The sequence below is a fragment of the Rhodococcus sp. IEGM 1372 genome, assembly GCF_030056835.1.
In the GTDB taxonomy this organism is placed as follows: Bacteria; Actinomycetota; Actinomycetes; order Mycobacteriales; family Mycobacteriaceae; genus Rhodococcoides.
Window position 1 is genome coordinate 19,561 of sequence record NZ_JASHKS010000013.1, and the last position, 18,583, is coordinate 38,143.

The window sequence follows — 18,583 nt, forward strand, 5'->3', positions numbered from 1 at the left end:
CAGGCGTGAATTCTGTTGCCGCTCAGTTCAGTACGTCGGCAATTGTTCTGGCGGAGCGCTCTTCGGTCACCGCGTCGCGCCCGCGTAGTCACGACCGGCAGCTATCGAGTCGTAATCGTCCGCGTCGTACCCCGAACCCGCTTCGATGGCTTCGTCGGCGCTATGGTCGCCATCGACATCGGTGGTGGCGCTGTGCGCCTGGTCAGCTGCGACGGTGGGGGCTGCGGTGCTGCGTTCGGCGGCGATGTTCTGCTGTACCTGAGTCCAGGTCTTGATGTGCCGCGAGACAGTCGAGGTGTGGAGCTCGAGGTGGCGTGCGATATCACTGAATGACCAGTCGGGGTTCGCGAGGTAGAGATGGACACTGGTCCACACGGCAGGCTTGAGCAGGCCGTTGTCCAAGTCTTCCTCCACTCCCATAGCCTCGAAAGGCCGCGATGCAGGGCGCTCGACGGCCGGGTCCTGTGTGGCGGCGATGGAGGCCGGCCCGATCGAAGCATTATCGCCTGCAACCGGTGCCGCGGTGATGATGCGTCGACGGGGAGCACTGATGGCGACGGACATCATCTCGCCCATGGTCATCACCATCAGCGGAGCGAGGGCACCCATCATGGCAGCGACGGCCGCATTTAGGTCGGTGACGGTGAGGACGGCGTGGTAGGCGTTTCCTGCCATGCTGGCCACTCCAGCGAGGGCAAAGACGGCGATGATGAATCGGCGGCCGCGAACGGTGGCGCGGTCTGTGTGCTGGGACAGCGCGATACGGAAGATGCTGGCCGCCAGGATCGGTCCGTCGAGCACTACCGGTATGACCCACGCGGAATCGCGTAGCCCGGCCATGGACCCCAAGTCGAGAAGGGTAGTGAAGCTCAACTTGAAACTGGACGCGGTAACCGCAAAGGCGACGATCAATCCGATGACGAGCGCCCAGGTGATGACAGCAGGGTGAATCTCGCGGGTGTCCTCGGTGGTGTTCTGATCAGGGTGGGTATTAGCGTTGTTCATTGATCGCAGGTCCGTTCTGTGATCGACCGGCCCCGGCGGTGTTGGAGCACTGCCGGGGCCTTCGCGGTCGGATGATGTATTCGGTGTGGCCACACGTGCGCGAGGAGATCCGCAGATCTCTGCGCTTCTTGTTGCGCGATCGGGAAATGGACGTCGCGGCCGAAGTCATTGCATTACAACCACTTCGGTGTACAGGGTCTATCGACTGGGCCGAGCAGTGCCAGCAGCCTTAGCATCGGCGGCGGTCCAGCCGTGCACGCCGGCTGGGCGGCACTCGTCGTGATAGACCGGATCGGCCGGCACCAAATTCGCTGGAGTCTCGGAGTGCCACTGGTCGCACCAGGCGCATCGTGCGACCACCCGTTCGGCGGTCATGAAGTCGCCTCGGCGGCGAGGCCGAACTGAGCGCCACCGATCGTGTCGATGGTGTGGAGATTGGCGTCGGTGCTCATTGTGTGTCAGCTCCTGGCAGTTGTAGCGCGGGGTGTGGGTGCTCCGTCGCGTTGCTCGCGGGCCCGAATGAGGGCGGCGTAGACAGCTGATCGGCTCAGGCCGTACAGCTCCATGAGTTTCACGGCACCGAACTCGCCGGATTCGTAGTCCTTGAGGATGCGTTCGTGTTGCAGTGCAGTGAGTTTGGGCTTGCGTCCGGTCATCCGGCCCTGCTCTTTGGCGATCGCGACGCCCTCACGGGTGCGTGCGCGGGTCAGGTCGGCCTCGAACTCGGCCATCGCACCGAGGACGGTGAAGAACATCTTGCTCGACGGATCACCAGGGCTGTAGACCTGGCCACCGTAGATCAACCGTGCACCTTTTGCGTCGAGCTCAGTGACGATGGCGTTCAGGTCCGTGACCGATCGACCGAGTCTGTCCAGTTTGGTGACCACCAAGGTGTCCCCCTCCCCCACTGCCGCGAGGGCTTCGGTGAGGCCGGGACGTTCCCGGTTGCGACCGGTGTATCCGCGGTCGGTGTAGATGTTGCCGGTGTCGACGCCCATCTTGCGAAGGGCTGTGCGCTGCGCTCGTAGATCCTGTCCTCGCGTGGAGCACCGGGCGTACCCGATGAGGTTTTCGTCCACCTGGAGCCCTTCGTCTCGGAATCTGCGATCAAACTGGGATTACTTCCAACACTATCTACCAGGACACCGACAGGCTGGTCCGAGCGTCGATCGAATTGTCAGTTTCAGAAGTCAGCTGCACTTGTTCAGAAGTGGGTGTCATACAGCCACTGTTAAAGGTAGACCTGTAGTCCGTCTCGAGCAGTCGCGGTCTTCCTACACGAAATGCGAACGTTCCCCTTTCGCCCGCGGCGGTGAACCTTCCCATTCATCACCCTCGCATCGATGATTTATACCCCTAGGGGTACTTGCATACCCCCCTAGGTATGTGCAACAGTAGGTACACCCCGCCAGGAAGGATTGCCATGTGCTACCCCGTCGCATGCCCGACATGCGGTAAGACCACCTGGGCCGGCTGCGGGCGCCACATCGACAGCGTCATGAAGAATGTCCCACGGCCGCAGCAGTGCACCTGCTCGTCGAGCGAGGCACCCGATCCAGCTAGGCGCACCGGCTTTTTTCACTCCCTGTTTCATCGCTGACACCTCACCTTTAAGTCTTCGAGGAAGCTTTTGGGCCTTCGTGGCCTTGTCATATACCCCCACCCGTATTTAGGAGAATGCTATGTCCGTGCCCGCTACCGCGGCGGCTACCGACCGACACGACCGTGACCGGCCACCTGCACCTGGCGCACTCGGCCGCCTGGGGAGCGCGATGGTCACGCGTCGCCGCTGGGTGTTCGGTATCTGGCTGATCACCCTAATCGCCCTTGGATCAGCTGCACCAACGGTGTTTTCGTCGTTGGCCGGGGCCGGCTGGCAGGCCAACGGATCCGAATCCGTCCAGGTACGCGAACTCGCCCAGCAGCATTTCGGCGGCAACTCCTCTGCAGCAGTGCAGGTCGTCGTTCACTCCGACACCGCCTCGATCGAAGACCCGGCGATGCAGCAGACACTCACCGACGTCGCGGCTGTGTTCGACAGCGACACCCGCTTCGGCGAGATCGTCGCCCCCCAGCCGGGCATGACCATCAGCCCCGACCGTCACACCGGCATCCTCATCGCCGGCGCAGACACGAGTACCGACGACATGGTCAAAGCCGTCGACGAGGTCAAAGGCGAGCTGACCGCACTGTCCGGCAACGGTATCGAGATCTACCCCACCGGGTCGTCAGCACTGTGGTCGGACTTCAACAAAGCCAACCACGACGCCATGATCCAGGCCGAATTGTTCTCCTGGCCGGTCACTTTGGCGATCATGGTGCTCGCGTTCGGCTCTCTCGTCGCCGCGGGATTGCCGCTGCTACTCACCGTCGCCGGCCTGGTCGCATCCGCAGGCGGACTTGTTCTGCTCAACGGCGTCACGCCGATCTCGGTGTGGGCGATGAACTTCGCGATGATGTTCGCCCTCGCCCTCGGAATCGACTACGCCCTGTTCATCGTCGCCAGGTTCCGCGACGCACTGCGCAACGCCGATCCGCGTGCCGCGGTCGCCGAAACCATGGACACCGCAGGCAAAGCCGTGGTCCTGTCCGGACTGACCGTCCTGGTGAGCCTCTCGGCCGTCCTGCTCGTTCCCGCACCGGCGGTGCGCACCATGGCCGTCGGCATCATGCTCGCAGTGACGTTCGTGCTGATCGCCACCATGACCCTGCTCCCCGCAACCCTGGGTGCACTCGGCTCCAAGGTCAACGCCGCATCCTTGCCCTACGCCAAGCGTCAGCAGCACCGCTCCCCGAAATTCGCAGCCTGGGGTGAACTGCTCCACAAGCACCCCTGGCCGTTCGCTCTGGTGTCCGTCGGCATCCTCATTGCGCTGGCCCTTCCGGTCCTCGGACTGAAAGTGGCAATGCCCTCGATCTCCGTCGTCCCCGAAGACGCACCGGTTCGCCAGGGCTACGAGCTCGTCCAGGCCCAGTTCGGTGACGGCGCACCCGGCGCACTGCAGATCGTCGTCCCGTCCGCGGATGCCGCCGCGACCGCCACCGCAGCCACTACCGTCGACGGAATCTCGATGGTCACCCCGCCCCAGCCTGCCGCGGACGGCTCAAACTACTCACTGCTACAAGCACTTCCCACCGTTGACCCCTCGGACGAGAGAATGGGCACCATCCTCGGTGACCTGCGCGCCGAACTCCCGGAGTCGGCGTTGGTCGGCGGTGCCCCAGCGGAGAACCTCGATCTACAGCAAGCACTGAACGACTACCTACCGCTGGTGATCGGCATCATTCTGGCGCTCGGTTTCATCCTGCTGCTCGTCGCACTCCAAGCACCCCTGATCGCGATCCTCGGCACCGCCGTCAGTCTGCTCTCGACCGCCGCAGCGTTCGGGGTCGCGAAACTGATCTTCCAGGACGGGCACGGCGCATCACTGCTCGGATTCACCCCGCAAGGCTTCCTCGACGGCTGGGGTCCGGTGTTCTTCTTCGCGATGATCTTCGCCATCGCCATGGACTACACCGTGTTCCTGCTCGCCACCGCGAAAGAGCACTACGAGAAGACCGGGGACCCGAAAGCCGCTCAGGTCGACGGCCTCGCCCACTCCGGCCGGGTCATCTTCGCCGCCGCCGCGGTCATGGTCGCAGTGTTCTTCACCTTCGCACTCTCCGATCCGCTCCCACCGAAGGAGATGGGCATCATCCTCGGCGTCGCGGTACTGCTCGACGCCTTCTTGATCAGGCTGATCCTGCTGCCGGTCCTGCTGCGTTTGAGCGGACACGCCGCATGGTGGTCACCGGCCTGGCTGCGCAAGGTGTTGCCCTCGATCAGCTTCTCGCACTGACCACCCTTACAACCCGAACGGAGCAATCATGATCGATCCGAACACCACTCGCTCGTCCGCGTTCGCGGGCTGGCCGATCGAACGTATCGTCCCCGCCCTCGCCGCCGGCGTCACCGCCACCGGCCTGGCCCTCGGCGAACTCCACGCACCGCAGTGGCGACTGCTCAGCGCGTTCGCTGCCGCGAACCTCGCCCTTTACGCAGCGGTCGGCTGGTGCCCGGCCAGCGCGCTTCTCACCAGGGTGGGCGTGCCGAGTATTCGCCAGCCCCGAATCGGGTAGGCCCAGATCACCGCAGTTCGACGACCGAAAGGAACTTCCCTTATGAACATCGCACTCTCGACCACTCTGACCGACACCGACTTCGACACCGCAGTCGACGCCGTCAAAGCCTCCCTCGCAGATCAGGGATTCGGTGTTCTCACCGAAATCGACATGCAGGCCACGTTGAAGGCCAAACTCGACGAGGACATGGAGCAGTATCTGATCCTCGGTGCCTGCAATCCCACCCTCGCGCACCGCGCCGTCGGAGTCATGCGCCAGATCGGGTTGCTGCTGCCGTGCAATGTCGTCGTCCGCGCCGACACGAGCGCACCCGGATCGATCATCGTCGAAGCCATGAACCCCGACATCATGGTACAAGCGACAGGCGAACCAGCACTCTCCGACGTCGCGGCGGAGGCCACCACCAAGCTCCAGGCCGCCATCGACGCACTCGGTGGCCAGGACACAGCACACAGCTGATGACCCTGACGCTGGCCCTGGTCCTCGGCGTCGCCGTCGGCATCCTGCTCGGTCTCCTCGGCGGCGGTGGGTCGATCGTCGCCGTCCCGGTTCTCGTCTACGCCCTGGGAATGGACCTGTCGGAGGCGATACCGACATCGTTGCTGGTGATCGGTGTCGCCTCGGCGACCGGGGCCATCCCCAAGGTGCGGGCGAAGCTCGTCGAATGGCGACTGGCGGCGATCTTCGCGGCCACCGGTATCGTCGGCACGCTGGTCGGCAGCGTCCTGGGCAGGCATCTGCCCGAGGCCGCAGTGATGATCGGCTTCGCGATCGTCATGATCATCGCCGGGGCGCGGATGCTGCGCAGCACCGACGATGTCGGAACCGCTTGCAAGACAGGAAGTTCCGGGATCGATTGGCGGCGATGCGCACCACGGTCCATACCGACCGGGTTCGGGGTCGGTGTCCTCACCGGACTGTTCGGCGTCGGCGGAGGATTTCTGATCATCCCCGCTCTGGTGCTGTTGCTGGGAATCGAGATGAGTGTCGCTGTCGGAACGTCGCTGGTGGTCATCGTCGCCAACTCCGCCGCCGGACTGATCGCTCAGGCCGACGGGCTCGGCGGGAACTGGCCACTGACAGCCGCGTTCGCCGGTGCGGCGATCGCAGGCTCGCTGGTCGCCGGAAAACTGAGCACACGCATCGACACCGACAAGCTGCGCACGTGGTTCGCCTACCTGGTGTTCGCCGTCGCGGGCTATGTACTTGTCGACACCCTCGTTCTTTCATGACCGACTGCACACACCGAACCGATGCCCCCGGGGGTAATCTGGAAGGACTACCACCATCACACACCCTCAGGAGACCGCAATGATCGGCGACGAAGACAGCATCGCATTGGTACTCAACCGTCTGCGCCGCGCACACGGCCAACTCGCCGGTGTGATCGGCATGATCGAGAACGGACGCGACTGCAAAGACGTCGTCACTCAACTCGCCGCCGTCTCCCGCGCCCTCGACAAAGCCGGATTCAAGATCGTGGCCACCGGCCTTCGTGAATGCATGACCGGCGACACCGCAGACAACAAAGAGCCCATGACCGAAGCAGAACTGGAAAAGCTCTTCCTCGCACTGGCCTGAACGAGGACGTTTCACGTCAGAAACGAGGCCGACCCGATTACACCGTAGGAGTACCCCGTGAGCACCACCGATCCAGACATCGCCATCATCGAAACGTCGAGCCTCGGCGACCGCAGCTACCTGATCAGCCACGACGGCATCGCCGTCGTGATCGATCCCCAACGTGACATCGACCGCGTCCTGGCACTGGCCACGGAGAAGAACGCCACCATCACCCACGTACTCGAAACCCACATCCACAACGACTACGTCACCGGCGGACTCGAACTCGCACGCGCCACCGGAGCCGAATACGTTGTGCCCGAGGGTGACCCGGTCGAATTCGAGCGACGGGCAGTGGGGGACGGCGATGTCGTCGACGCGGGATCGGCGACGTTTCAGGTCATGCACACCCCGGGCCATACACATCATCACGTCAGCTACGTACTGCAACTCGGAGACGAACCGATCGCGATCTTCACCGGCGGCTCGATGCTCTACGGATCCACCGGCCGCACCGACCTACTCGGCTCCGAACACACCGACGAGCTCACCCATGCCCAGTTCCACTCGGTCCGTCGAATCGCCGCCGAACTCCCCGCCGACGTCGAGGTCTACCCCACCCACGGATTCGGTAGCTTCTGCTCCGCGACCCCCACCAGCGGCGACTCGTCGACCATCGGTGAACAGCAACAGTCCAATCCCGCGCTGACCCAGGACGAACAAACCTACGTCGACGAGTTGATCGCAGGACTGTCGGCCTACCCCGCGTACTACGCCCACATGGGCGTCATCAACACCGAAGGCCCCGCACCGATCGACCTGTCCACCCCAGAACCCGTCGACCCCGACGAACTACGCCGCCGCATCGACGACGGACAATGGGTCGTCGACCTCCGCGCACGCACCGCCTTCGCTGCCGGACATCTCGACGGTTCCCTCGGCTTCGAGCTGTCGACGACATTCGTCACCTACCTCGGCTGGCTCTACCAGTGGGGTGCGCCGCTGACCTTGATCGGCGACACATCCGATCAAATCGACGAGGCCACAAGGGAGTTGGCACGTATCGGCATCGACCACCCCTCCGGCTCCGCTGTCGGAGAGATTCATTCGCTCGCCAGCGACGGGCGCGTACGGTCCTACGAAGTGTCCGACTTCGCCGGACTCGCCGCAGAGGACTCGGACATTGCAGTGCTCGACACCCGTCAACAGTCCGAATACGCGGACGGCCACATCCCCGGTGCGATCAACATTCCCCTCCACGAACTGCCGCACCGACTCGCAGAAGTTCCCGACGGCAAAGTGTGGGTGCACTGCGCCTCCGGCTATCGCGCCTCGATCGCGGCCTCACTACTCGACCGGGAACATCGCAGCGTGGTGCTCATCGACGACGACTACAACCGCGCAACAGATCTCGGACTCGACACCTCGAAGACATGACGAAATGCTTCGACGACCGAACGCGACGAGACAGGCGTACCCCCAGGGGGTATATGTTGGTATCATCGGCCGCATGCACTCAGTGAATCGGCACGGTCGACGGGGCACAGCTCCGACGGCAGCTTTACTGATTGCACTGACGGTGTTCGGTGTCCTGTTGATGCATTCGGTGACACCGATGTCGATGCCCGTGACCGGCTCGATGTCCACATCGATGAGCGGCGGCCATGCCTCGTTCGCAGCACCGTCCCACACGGACGCCACGGTTCCGGTGATGACCGGGGAACATGACTGCCCGTCGGGGCACCAGATGATGCATCCCTGCGTCGGCACGACGGTGTCGTGGCCCGCGCTGACGGTCCCGGCGATGAGCGCAGCCCTCGACCTGGCGCCGACATCGGTGAACCGGATCATTGGACGGGCCGACTCCACGCTTGAGCGTGCGCCGCCGTGGACGTTATGGGAGTTGGACAGATCGGTGACCTTGCGAGTGTGACAGGGAGCCCGGCAGACGCGTGTCTGTCGGCGGATCGAACGACATCCAATTCTCTGCACTACCCACTCTTGCAAGGAGTTTCCTCATGCGTACCAAAGTCATTGCCTCGATCGCTGCTGCCGCCGCGAGCGCGTTCCTCGTCGTCGGCTGTAGCGACAACGCGGCCGATTCGTCGATGGACGGCCATGCGATGGGATCGATGTCCTCGGCACCGATGTCCTCGGCCCAAGCAAGCGCGTCCGCAGAGTTCAACGATGCCGACGTGATGTTCGCGCAGATGATGTACCCGCATCACGCCCAAGCAGTCGAGATGGCCGACATGGCGAACGGCCGCACCGACAACCCGGAGGTGCTGTCGCTGGCATCGGCGATCGCCGCCGCGCAACAGCCCGAGATGGACCAGATGACCACCTGGCTCACCGAGTGGGGCCAGCCCATGCCCGACATGGACAGGGGTGACATGGGTGACATGGGTGACATGGGCGGGATGGACCACAACTCCGGCAGCGGCATGATGACCGCTCAGGACATGGACGCGTTGATGGCAGCGTCGGGACCGGAATTCGACCGCCAGTGGTTGACGATGATGATCGCCCACCACACCGGCGCCATCGAGATGGCCAACACCGAAATCGCAGACGGTTCCAATCCTGACGCCCTGGAGATGGCCCGCACCATCGTCGCCACCCAGCAGCAGGAAATCGACACCATGCAGCGGCTGCTCGGCTGACCCGGCCCGCTATAGACAACGATGGCCGCATCCTCTCCGGCGGAGAAGGTGCGGCCATCAACGTTCCACAATTGTCAGGGCTGCGTTCCCGGTACGAGATCAGCTCTCACAGTGACGGTGTGCGCTGCGACGGAGGGTTGGAACTCCCCTCGTTCACCGCTCCGGTGATGGTGTCGGGTGTGAGGTCGAGTCGACGCAGTAATTGTGCGTTCGCAGCGACGATGATCGTCGACAGCGACATCAGGATCGCGCCGATCGACATCGGCAGCACGAACCCGACCGGCGCGAGCACTCCTGCCGCGAGCGGAACCGAGATGAGGTTGTATCCCGCTGCCCACCAGAGGTTTTGCTTCATCTTTCGGTACGAGGCGCGCGAGAGTTCGATCACCGACAACACCGACCTCGGGTCGTCGCTGGCGAGGATCACTCCGGCCGATGCGATTGCGACGTCGGTGCCGGCCCCGATCGCGATACCGACATCGGCCTGCGCCAGAGCCGGGGCGTCGTTGACTCCGTCGCCGACCATCGCCACCGTACGGCCTTCGCTCTGGAGTTCAGCGACGTTGTGCGACTTGTCTTCCGGTTTCACCCCGGCGAAGTAGCGGTCCACACCGAGCTCGGTGGCGACGGACTTCGCGACGGCGTCGGCATCACCGGTGATCATCACGACCGCGATTCCTCGCGCGTGCAGCGCGTCTACCGCAGTGCGTGACTCGGACCGGATCTCATCGGCGAGCGCGAGGGCACCGATCACGGCCCCGTCGGCGAGGACGTGCAGGATGATCGCCCCGTCCCCGCGCCACCGGTCGGCGACAGCGAGTTCGGATCCGTGTTCCTGCTCGAGCAGTGCCGGCCCGCCGACCTGGATCCGGACGCCGTCGACGTCGGCTGCGACCCCGACGGCGGGGGACGACTGAAAGCCGGCTGCAGCCGGGACCGTCAGGTTCCGCGCGCGTGCGGCCTCGACGATGGCACGGGCGAGTGGATGTTCGGAATCTGCTTCTGCGGCAGCGGCCAGCGCGAGAACGTTGTCGGCGGTGCGCCCGCCGGTCACCTCGACTGCGGTGACGGTGGGTTCACCCTTGGTGAGGGTCCCGGTCTTGTCGAACAGCACGGTGTCCACCGTGCGCATGGTTTCGAGTGCGAGCCGGTCCTTGACCAGAACCCCGCCGCGGGCGGCACGTTCGGTGGCGATGGAGACCACCAGCGGGATCGCGAGTCCGAGTGCGTGCGGGCAGGCGATGACCAACACGGTGATGGTGCGGATGACGGCGTCGTCGGGCATCCCGACCAGAGTCCACACCGCAGCGGTGATGATCGCGGCACCGAGAGCGAACCAGAACAGCCAGCCAGCGGCGGTGTCCGCGATGCGCTGAGCGCGCGAGGTCGAGTTCTGGGCGTCGGCGACCAAGCGGCCGATGCCGGCGAGGGCGGTGTCCTCCCCTACTGCAGTGACCTGGACGCGCAGACCTGAGTCGGTGGCGACAGTGCCGGCGACGACTTGATCGCCGTCGCTGCGGCGGACGGTGCGTGATTCCCCGGTGATCATCGATTCGTCCATGCTCGCCGATCCGGAGACGATGGTGCCGTCCGCCGGTACGCGGCCGCCGGGGCGGACGACAACGACATCACCGAGCTGCAGCTCGGACGGGGGCACCGGCACCACATCGTCGCCCTCGACGCGTTCGGCGACATCCGGGAGCAACGCCGCCAACGAGTCCAGAGCGGAGGTGGTCTGGGCGAGTGATCTCATCTCGATCCAGTGCCCGAGCAGCATGATCACGATCAGCAGGGCCAGTTCCCACCAGAAGTCGAGCTGATGATCGAGCAGGCCGAGGCTCGCTCCCATCGACGCAATGAATGCGACGGTGATCGCGAGGGCGATGAGCAGCATCATTCCCGGTGCACGGGAACGGATTTCGCTGACTGCTCCGGAGAGGAACGGAGACCCGCCCCAGGCGTACATCACCGTTCCGAACACCGGAGAGACCCAGGCAATCCACGCTGCGTCGGGCAATGAGTAGCCGAGGAGCATCGCGAACATGTTCGAGGCAACGATCACCGGAACGGCAAGGACCAGCATGACCCAGAACAGGCGACGAAACATACCGACGTGATCACCGTGACCGGTGTGCCCGCCGTGCTCTGCGTTGTGCCCGCCGGTGTCGTGGTCCGACTGCGGAGTCGCCTTCTCTGCCCCGTCCGTGTGCATTTCGGGTCCTTCTTCATGCCCGCTGTGCTGCAGTCTGTTCGGCGGATCCGTCCGCGCGGAGTCGACGTCGGAGTGTGTGTGATCGTTCATCGTGCAGTCCTCTCATCCATCGAGTTCGATATCCATTCATCCCATGAACTCGTGGGTTCTGGTTCGGCTGTGTATTCGGCGTCGAGGGCGACAATGATCTGCGCCTGGACGAGCGCGGCTGCACTGGTGACCGTGAATGTCCCTGCCGCCGCCGATAACGCGACAGTGTCCATTCCGATCACGGCGTTGACGTCGTTGCGGACCGACGACTCACAGTGGCCGTACATCGATACCGGCGTAACTGACAGTGCGTGATGATCATGCGTAGCTTTCGACATCTCGGACAACATATACCCCATAGGGGTATATGTCGATCAAGTCGAACCATACCCCTTCCTGATCTCATTGGGAAGAACCGTCAGGGTGTTGTCAACGCGTGAGCGCCAGTCGGCTGGCCACCAGGTGCACCCGCGGTCGCTGTCATGCTCACGGACGGGCATGGATGTCGATACCGATTCGGTCAAGGGGCGCATGCATCCGCGGCACAGCTGAGCCTTACAGCGACGGGCGTACCTGCACACGCGCGTGGATCATCGGCGTTCGCTGCGATTTCCGTTACGAGTCTTCTCACCGACTGGAGGCAGGGCAGGGCGAATTACGCCATGTCACGGCGCGCATGGCGAGCCCGCGTGTCGACTCTCGAAGATCGCGGAACTGCTCGTTCGGTCGATCGCTGACGCCGCAGATCGGACGGTGGAGCGATACTGTCTCGTTCACCATGGGGCTGCGGCGACGCCGATGTAGCGTTGAGTAAGTCGTAGATGGGTGTATCACTCACGTTCGGTTCCACTTTCGATCTGATCGTTTCGGTGCGCCTTCGAACGCGCCGACAGTTGCCGCTCACCGGCCCCGGGCGAGCCCTGCCCTACCGGCCAGCCGGCGCGCACCGACATATCCAGTCCGCAAACTCGGTCACATGCGGTGAAAATGCCTGCCCGTCACACCGCAGTTGCTCTTTACCGAGTGTCGGCACGCTTGCGCAGCGCAGCGGTCGCCAATTCTGCGACCGCTGCGCGATAGAAATCTCGATCTATCTCCCCGGCCGCGAATCTACGATCGAGGATTTCCTGCGCGTCCTCCCCCGATTGCGGGCGAGCGGACATCAGCCGAACCGCACCCCAGATCAACAGAGCGATCACGACCAGCCAGAACGCGGCCATTCCTGCCATCATCGTCCATCCGCCACTCATGGTGCCCATATTCATCATTGCTGCTCCTCACTCTCGCACCAGCCACCTGCTGACCTGCGGAGTGTGGTCATCCCGCAGCTCCTACTATAACGCTTAGTAGTTCAGCTACTATCGAGCATAGTAGTTGACTGCTGTCGAGACGCCGTCGCCCGGACAGGCGATGATGGAGGCAACCTGTGGGAAAGAAATCCAGCAAGTCGCGATCGAAAGCGCACAAACGACGAACCACGGCGACACGATCCGGGGGCGGCCCACCGGCTCCCCACCCCGGTGCCATACGTACTGAGCCCCAGCCAAGGCATCCCCTCTCAGCGGTGGCCCCACATTCTGCGGTCAGCGTCGCCGCCGCCGATTATCTTCGAAGCAGGGGCCACTCGCCCGGCAGCGGTGCACTCCATCCCACTGTCGCCCGGGCTTTCGCGCCGGCCTCCACTACCCCACCGCGAGCGTCGGCCCAGGCCGCAGAACCGACGATCGATACTGCAGCGCCGCCGGAGCGCCCACGTGCCCGCACGCCTGAAGCTGTTGCGCCCGCACCGCAGAGTTACGCACCCAAGCGCTCACCAGCCACCAGTTGTACCGATGAGATTTCCCAGGTCGAGCCGCTGGGGCTTGCGGTGACGTACTGGGGTGTCGGCGGGGCCGATGCCGAGCCCAGCCACGACGTGGCGATTCGCTTCACTGGATCGCGGGTGGAAGTCGAGGGCCATGCATCGACCGAGAAGGTCGGTTTCGATCGGACTCTGGTCGTGAAATCACGTCCTGCCGCTGGAGGCCGGTTCGCCGCGACCACCCGTATTCAGGGCATTGCCAGCGGGGAGTGGGAGGTGAGTGCGCGACGCATCGACGGGGGCGCAGACAGTAGCGAACGGCAGCAGAACTCTGTGCTCACCGCGCGCACTGCGCTACTGACATACGGTCCCGCTGTGCGGGTGTGGAGTTGGCCGGCGTTGGTAGCCGCGGGAGCGGTGGTTGCATTGATTGTTCAGGGATTCCTGCTCTCACGCATGGATGCCAATGTTGCTGCTGCTGTTGCAATTTCAGCTCTGAGTTGCGTTTTGGGATATATCGGTGCCAAGGTTTGGTACTTGATCTTGCACCGTCGACCGATATCTACTTTCATCCGCGCAGGAGCGTGCATACAAGGCTTCCTCCTCGTTTCGCTCGGCACCTTGGTCATCGGCGGAGCACTCGGGGGTATGGACGTCGGCGCAGTCCTGGATGCAACCACCCCGGGATTGTTTCTCGGCATGGCGATCGGTCGTCCGGGATGCTTCTTGGCGGGCTGCTGTTCGGGGCGTCCGACTCGATCTCGGTGGGGCCTGTTTTCGTCCGATCGCACCCTGGCGACGAGGAGGATTCCGGTTCAGCTCTACGAGGCCGCTGCAGCCCTGTTGATCGCGGGAGTTGCGCTCGCCGCGGTACTTCAGGTCGACCTTCCCGTCGGAGGGCTGGTCTTCCTGGGGAGTATTGCCGCATACACATTGGTCCGGCAAGGCCTGTTTCTGTTTCGAGTGGACGCGCACACTCGTCGAGGCCGACTCACTGTCTCGCTCATCTGCTGCGCGGTCCTCATCGGCGTCCTCGCAGCGTCGCAGGTGCTCTCGTGATCACCGAACGTATTTTTATGCGTGTGCCTTTCGGTGATCACCTCGATGCGATGGCACCGCATTCGGTGTCCCGATCGACGCTCCGTAGTCCGGCATCGATACTGACTGTCCTCGTCCTTGCACTCGCTGGATGTACCGGCGGCGAGGCCACTGAGCCCACCGCGTCAATGCCCGTTGCTACACGGGCAGAACTGCTCGATCCCGCTGACTTCGCCGCCGCAATCGCCGATCCCGGCCGAGTCACGATCAACGTCCATACCCCCAACGAGGGCCAGCTCCCTGGAACCGACTCGAGCCTTCCCTTCGACCAGATCCGACAACAGGCCGCGACGTTGCCGCCCGACCGGACCACACCGCTGGCGATCTACTGCCGTACCGGGACAATGAGCGCCACCGCGGCGAAAGACCTGGCCGCTCTCGGCTACACCGATGTCGTCGAACTACAAGGCGGCATGCTCGCGTGGCGACACACCGGACGAACCATCGAAGAATGATCAATCACCTTCCGCAGTGCCGACCCCGGAGGTTGATCACCAGAACGTGTCCGATGAAATCGAATGCCGAGATCGTCTTGGTCAGGGTTTACCAGGTCGGGACCGGACAATTCGCCGATGGTCCCGCTACTGCCGGGAAGTAGTCGATATCGGTTTGCCACCGGGCGCAACGGAGTCGAACGGGCCCCCTCCCCGTACCGCCGAATCAGAACCTCTCGCGCATGCTGTCCCGCTCAGCGCTACCAGCGCAGGGATGCCGCCGCTTGCGGAATGCCTTCTCGGCGGTGCTTCGGCTCCGTCGGCCAACTCGCTCACGAGCAATAGCGTGTGGACGTGCAGGCGCGCGATGACAGGCCAAAAACGAGACGGCGGCCGCCGGAGGACGCGGGCGCTCTACACCGAGGAGTACAAGCGTGAGCGCCGCCGTCAAGGTCGGGGTTGGGTGGTCCTGATGGCGGGTGTCGTGATCGGTGCGACCCACGTCGTAATTCATCTCGGGCAGCTTCGGGTCACTTCCGAGCGCCGGATGGCAGGATCTCGCGGTCGGCTATCCGATGGCGATGGTCCTCGCGCTCGTCGGTCTCATGATGATCGCTTCCCGCACCCGAAAGCCGAGGGGCGAGTATTGCGGACTCGCTCCCGTGATCTGTAGTGCCGCGCGGGGCATTTCATCCCACCGCGCAGGATGCCAACGTCATGGCCCCCAGCAGGGCCACTACTGGTAACGCAGGCAGGGCAACGGCGGTGCACGCTACGAACGCCCGCGCCCACCGGAGGGGAGCATGCGGGATCACTCGGTCCACGGCGAGACGATCGAGCCGCACAACGGTGGCATCGGAAACCATACCGAGGGCGGGCAGAGGAACAGGGTGCGGGCGCAGCGAAGTCAGAGCGCGCCGCACGGGGTCTCGTCCGTGCGAGCGGGCTGCGCGGGCGTCCGCGTCGAGTTCGACCAGAGCGCGCACGAGCGAAGGTGACGCTCGCATGATCGGTAGCCACGGAAACGCATAGGCCACCGACTCGGCAATGCCTACGAGCAGATGATGCCGGCCATCGATGTGTGCACGTTCGTGTGCGAGGACCGCCTCGACTTCAGCAGGCGTCAACTGCGTACGTAGCCCCTCGCTGGCCACGACCATCGCCGGTCGTCCCGCGACGCTGTACGCGAGAGGACTGTCCAACGGAAGCCACAAGGTCGACGCGGGTTGATTCGAACCGGAAAACCCGACGCCTCCAGCGATGATGCGCAGCAGATCGATGTGCCGCTCGTACACTCGCCGTCGCTCACACACTGCGCGCCTCAGGTGAATGATCCAGCGGACTGCGCCGCAGCCCAACATCGCAATCCCGACAACCCCGACGATGGCCTCGACGCGGGCAGGTATGTCGCCCTGAAGGGCGAGCCAGCATTGGTGTGCGATGTCGACCAGGGTCGTCACGCCCCCATGACTGGGGATCGCACTGAGCACGACCGGTACCGCAATGCTGACCAAGGTGCCCACAACGAGCGCCGACCACGTCAAGAGCGTGACGTGCGCATCGATACCTCTGTCGATCATCGACCTCATCAGCAATGGCGCGGCAGCCGCAACCAACAGCCCACCGAGGGCCCACAGGAGTACGGCAGTCACCTCTTACGCTCTTTCAGACCGCGGGTGAGCACCTTCGATTCGTCATCGGAAGCGCCGCGGGCGAAGTGCAGCAGCACGCTCGTCGGGTCGCCGGTCGATTCGAGAAGTATTCGCAAGGCGTCGGAGGCGGCTTCTTCCCTGCTTCGGGTGGCTTCGTACCAATATGCCCGTCCGTTGCGTTGTCGGTGTACCCAGCCTTTACGGTGCAAATTGTCGAGCACCGTCTGAATCGTGGTGTACGCCGGTTCTCGACCGTCCTCGAGTTGATCGATGACATCACGAACCCGGACTGCGGCGCTGGTATTCCACACCACGTCCATCACCAGAGCTTCGAGCTCTCCCAAACCCTGCATGAGTGCCTCCTAGGCGCGTGTTCACTCTATCCCGTCGAACGAGCCAGCTACGTGATCCTTCGGTAGCGAGCACCCTGGTCCGAGAGGTTTGCATGCCTCGAACACGAATGCGGCCGTAGGCTCACGCCAGGTAGGACACCGATGTCATCATTCCCGCTTCCCCGTGATAGAGGTTGTGGCAGTGCAGAAGCCACTGGCCGGGATTGTCGGTGTCGAAGTCGACTTCGACAGTTTGGTTCGGCAAGACCAGCGAGGTGTCCTTCCGGGGGCCTGATCCGGCACCGTTGACAACCTCGAAGGTGTGTCCGTGCAGATGCATGGGATGAAACATCGTGGTGGCGTTGACGAAGCGAAGTCGTACTCTTTCGCCTTCGCGAACGTCGAGGGGGGTGTGCTGCTCGTACGTCTCACCGTTGAGCGTCCAGGTGTACCCGCCCATCTCCATCCCGAGAGCGATGTCGTACGTGCGATCCGGCTCGCGTGCGGACAAGCGGACCGTATCGAGCGACCTCAGTCGATCAGCCATCACCGGGGCTGCAGAGAGTTCGGCAGGCCGGACTGAGGACTGCGGCGCGGCGCCTGGCCCGGTACGCAACACAGCGAACCCGCTCCCGTCCTTACCTTCCGCGGCGGCGACAATCGGAAACGCCCCGTCCTGCAAGGTGATGATTGCGTCGTAACGCTCTCCCATCCCTATCAACAAGCATTGCGCCTGCTCGGGCTGAACCGGAAATCCGTCGCTGTGAGTAACAGTGAGAGGATGCCCCCCCACTGCGAAACGGAAGGCCGTGTCGGCAGCTGCGTTGATGATGCGCAGGCGCAGCCGCTGGCCCGGCCGTCCGCCGAGCACGATGGGATCGGCCCCGATCTTGCCGTTGATCAGGTAGTACGGGTAGCTCACGTCGCCGGTGTCGCCACCGAGAGGCGACTGGGCGGTGGGCGCGCTCATCGACATGCCGCCCATCGACATGCCCTCGCTGCGCAGCCGTTCGAGTTCTCGATCGGGGTCGCCGGCTACCCCGTCGAGCCAGTCGTCGAGGACCAGGACGGCTTCGAGGTCGTAGTCCGAGCCGTCGGCGGGGTCCTCGACGATCAGCGGTGCATACAGTCCTCTGTCGAGTTGGGTACCGACGTGAGGGTGAAAGAAGTACGTGCCCGCGTCGGGCACGGTGAAGTCGTAGCCGAACGAGTCACCGGAAGCCACAGCCGGCTGAGTCAGGCCCGGCACTCCGTCCATGTCGTTGCGCAAGGCGATTCCGTGCCAATGGATCGTCGTCTCCTGCTCGAGGCGGTTGTCGAGCTGTGCGCGCAACACATCACCTCGGCTCAGGCGAATCTCGGCACCGGGGAGTCTGTCGCCGAAAGTCCAGGTCTGTACCTGCACTCCGCCGAGGTCGATCGTGCTGGGCTGAGCACTCAAGGAAATATCGACTTGTCTGCCGGTAGCCGAGCGGCGCGCGTCCTCGGCCTGTCCCACCACATCGGAGTCCGGTCCGACGACTGCTGTTGCGGACGAGCCATTGCCGCATGCCCCCAACACGACGGCACTCGTTCCGGCCGCGCTCAGCGCGAGAAAGTTGCGGCGCGTGAGCGAGAACGCACCTGCCCGCTGCCCGGTCATACACATCTCCCAATTCTGTAGAAGTCCGT

At 63.9% G+C, this 18,583-nt stretch carries 18 protein-coding genes; 11 read left to right on the forward strand and 7 right to left on the reverse strand.

The features are described 5' to 3' along the window. Window positions 1-66 precede the first annotated feature (66 nt). Window positions 67-1,005 (reverse strand): DUF2637 domain-containing protein, encoded by a 939-nt coding sequence (locus tag QM590_RS13385; RefSeq protein WP_243597151.1) that lies wholly within the window; start codon window positions 1,003-1,005, stop codon window positions 67-69. 458 nt (window positions 1,006-1,463) lie between these two features. Then, window positions 1,464-2,084, reverse strand: coding sequence for a recombinase family protein (locus tag QM590_RS13390; protein WP_032390479.1), 621 nt, complete (start codon window positions 2,082-2,084; stop codon window positions 1,464-1,466). Window positions 2,085-2,428: 344 nt separating this feature from the next. On the opposite strand from QM590_RS13390, the gene QM590_RS25945 reads away from it, so the two are divergent. The 9 genes from QM590_RS25945 (at window position 2,429) to QM590_RS13430 (ending at window position 9,353) form a co-directional block, all read left to right on the forward strand. Next, on the forward strand, window positions 2,429-2,605 hold the full coding sequence (locus QM590_RS25945) for a DUF8730 family Cys-rich protein (protein WP_094648454.1): 177 nt from the start codon (window positions 2,429-2,431) through the stop codon (window positions 2,603-2,605). An 82-nt stretch (window positions 2,606-2,687) separates the two neighbouring features. Beyond that, on the forward strand, window positions 2,688-4,844 hold the full coding sequence (locus tag QM590_RS13395; protein WP_374230349.1) for an MMPL family transporter: 2,157 nt from the start codon (window positions 2,688-2,690) through the stop codon (window positions 4,842-4,844). A 28-nt stretch (window positions 4,845-4,872) separates the two neighbouring features. Further along, on the forward strand, window positions 4,873-5,124 hold the full coding sequence (locus QM590_RS13400) for a YgaP-like transmembrane domain (protein ID WP_027494151.1): 252 nt from the start codon (window positions 4,873-4,875) through the stop codon (window positions 5,122-5,124). Between the two features lie 42 nt (window positions 5,125-5,166). After that, window positions 5,167-5,586: a DUF302 domain-containing protein gene (locus tag QM590_RS13405; RefSeq protein WP_094686196.1), complete on the forward strand. Its 420-nt coding sequence runs from the start codon at window positions 5,167-5,169 to the stop codon at window positions 5,584-5,586. After that, entirely contained in the window at window positions 5,586-6,359 is a 774-nt protein-coding gene (locus QM590_RS13410) for a sulfite exporter TauE/SafE family protein (RefSeq protein ID WP_179277853.1), read from the forward strand. Before QM590_RS13405 ends, QM590_RS13410 begins: the two co-directional genes overlap by 1 nt. Before the next feature lie 79 nt (window positions 6,360-6,438). Continuing rightward, the gene (locus tag QM590_RS13415) at window positions 6,439-6,708 is read left to right on the forward strand and encodes a metal-sensitive transcriptional regulator (RefSeq protein ID WP_027494148.1); all 270 of its coding nucleotides are present in this window, start codon (window positions 6,439-6,441) and stop codon (window positions 6,706-6,708) included. Window positions 6,709-6,765: 57 nt separating this feature from the next. Then, window positions 6,766-8,127: an MBL fold metallo-hydrolase gene (locus QM590_RS13420; RefSeq protein ID WP_094686195.1), complete on the forward strand. Its 1,362-nt coding sequence runs from the start codon at window positions 6,766-6,768 to the stop codon at window positions 8,125-8,127. Between the two features lie 73 nt (window positions 8,128-8,200). Beyond that, window positions 8,201-8,623 carry a DUF6153 family protein gene (locus tag QM590_RS13425; RefSeq protein ID WP_027494146.1) on the forward strand — a complete coding sequence of 141 codons (423 nt, stop codon included), beginning with the start codon at window positions 8,201-8,203 and terminating at the stop codon, window positions 8,621-8,623. Between the two features lie 85 nt (window positions 8,624-8,708). Next, entirely contained in the window at window positions 8,709-9,353 is a 645-nt protein-coding gene (locus tag QM590_RS13430; RefSeq protein ID WP_243610576.1) for a DUF305 domain-containing protein, read from the forward strand. A gap of 106 nt (window positions 9,354-9,459) precedes the next feature. Here QM590_RS13430 and QM590_RS13435 read toward each other — a convergent pair whose 3' ends face one another. Together QM590_RS13435 and QM590_RS13440 are read right to left on the reverse strand one after the other, a co-directional pair. Continuing rightward, window positions 9,460-11,655 carry a heavy metal translocating P-type ATPase gene (locus QM590_RS13435; RefSeq protein ID WP_032401336.1) on the reverse strand — a complete coding sequence of 732 codons (2,196 nt, stop codon included), beginning with the start codon at window positions 11,653-11,655 and terminating at the stop codon, window positions 9,460-9,462. Between the two features lie 956 nt (window positions 11,656-12,611). Further along, entirely contained in the window at window positions 12,612-12,863 is a 252-nt protein-coding gene (locus tag QM590_RS13440) for an SHOCT domain-containing protein (RefSeq protein WP_032401334.1), read from the reverse strand. Between the two features lie 296 nt (window positions 12,864-13,159). Between QM590_RS13440 and QM590_RS13445 the strand changes: the two genes are divergently transcribed. Beyond that, on the forward strand, window positions 13,160-14,455 hold the full coding sequence (locus tag QM590_RS13445) for a prolipoprotein diacylglyceryl transferase family protein (protein ID WP_243597150.1): 1,296 nt from the start codon (window positions 13,160-13,162) through the stop codon (window positions 14,453-14,455). Window positions 14,456-14,622: 167 nt separating this feature from the next. Further along, the gene (locus QM590_RS13450) at window positions 14,623-14,949 is read left to right on the forward strand and encodes a rhodanese-like domain-containing protein (RefSeq protein WP_243597149.1); all 327 of its coding nucleotides are present in this window, start codon (window positions 14,623-14,625) and stop codon (window positions 14,947-14,949) included. 668 nt (window positions 14,950-15,617) lie between these two features. Here QM590_RS13450 and QM590_RS13455 read toward each other — a convergent pair. The 3 genes from QM590_RS13455 to QM590_RS13465 form a co-directional block, all read right to left on the reverse strand. After that, window positions 15,618-16,580: a M56 family metallopeptidase gene (locus QM590_RS13455; protein ID WP_094610784.1), complete on the reverse strand. Its 963-nt coding sequence runs from the start codon at window positions 16,578-16,580 to the stop codon at window positions 15,618-15,620. After that, window positions 16,577-16,933 (reverse strand): BlaI/MecI/CopY family transcriptional regulator, encoded by a 357-nt coding sequence (locus QM590_RS13460; protein ID WP_094610783.1) that lies wholly within the window; start codon window positions 16,931-16,933, stop codon window positions 16,577-16,579. Before QM590_RS13460 ends, QM590_RS13455 begins: the two co-directional genes overlap by 4 nt. Before the next feature lie 121 nt (window positions 16,934-17,054). Beyond that, window positions 17,055-18,554, reverse strand: coding sequence for a multicopper oxidase family protein (locus QM590_RS13465; protein ID WP_094662170.1), 1,500 nt, complete (start codon window positions 18,552-18,554; stop codon window positions 17,055-17,057). Window positions 18,555-18,583 lie beyond the last annotated feature (29 nt).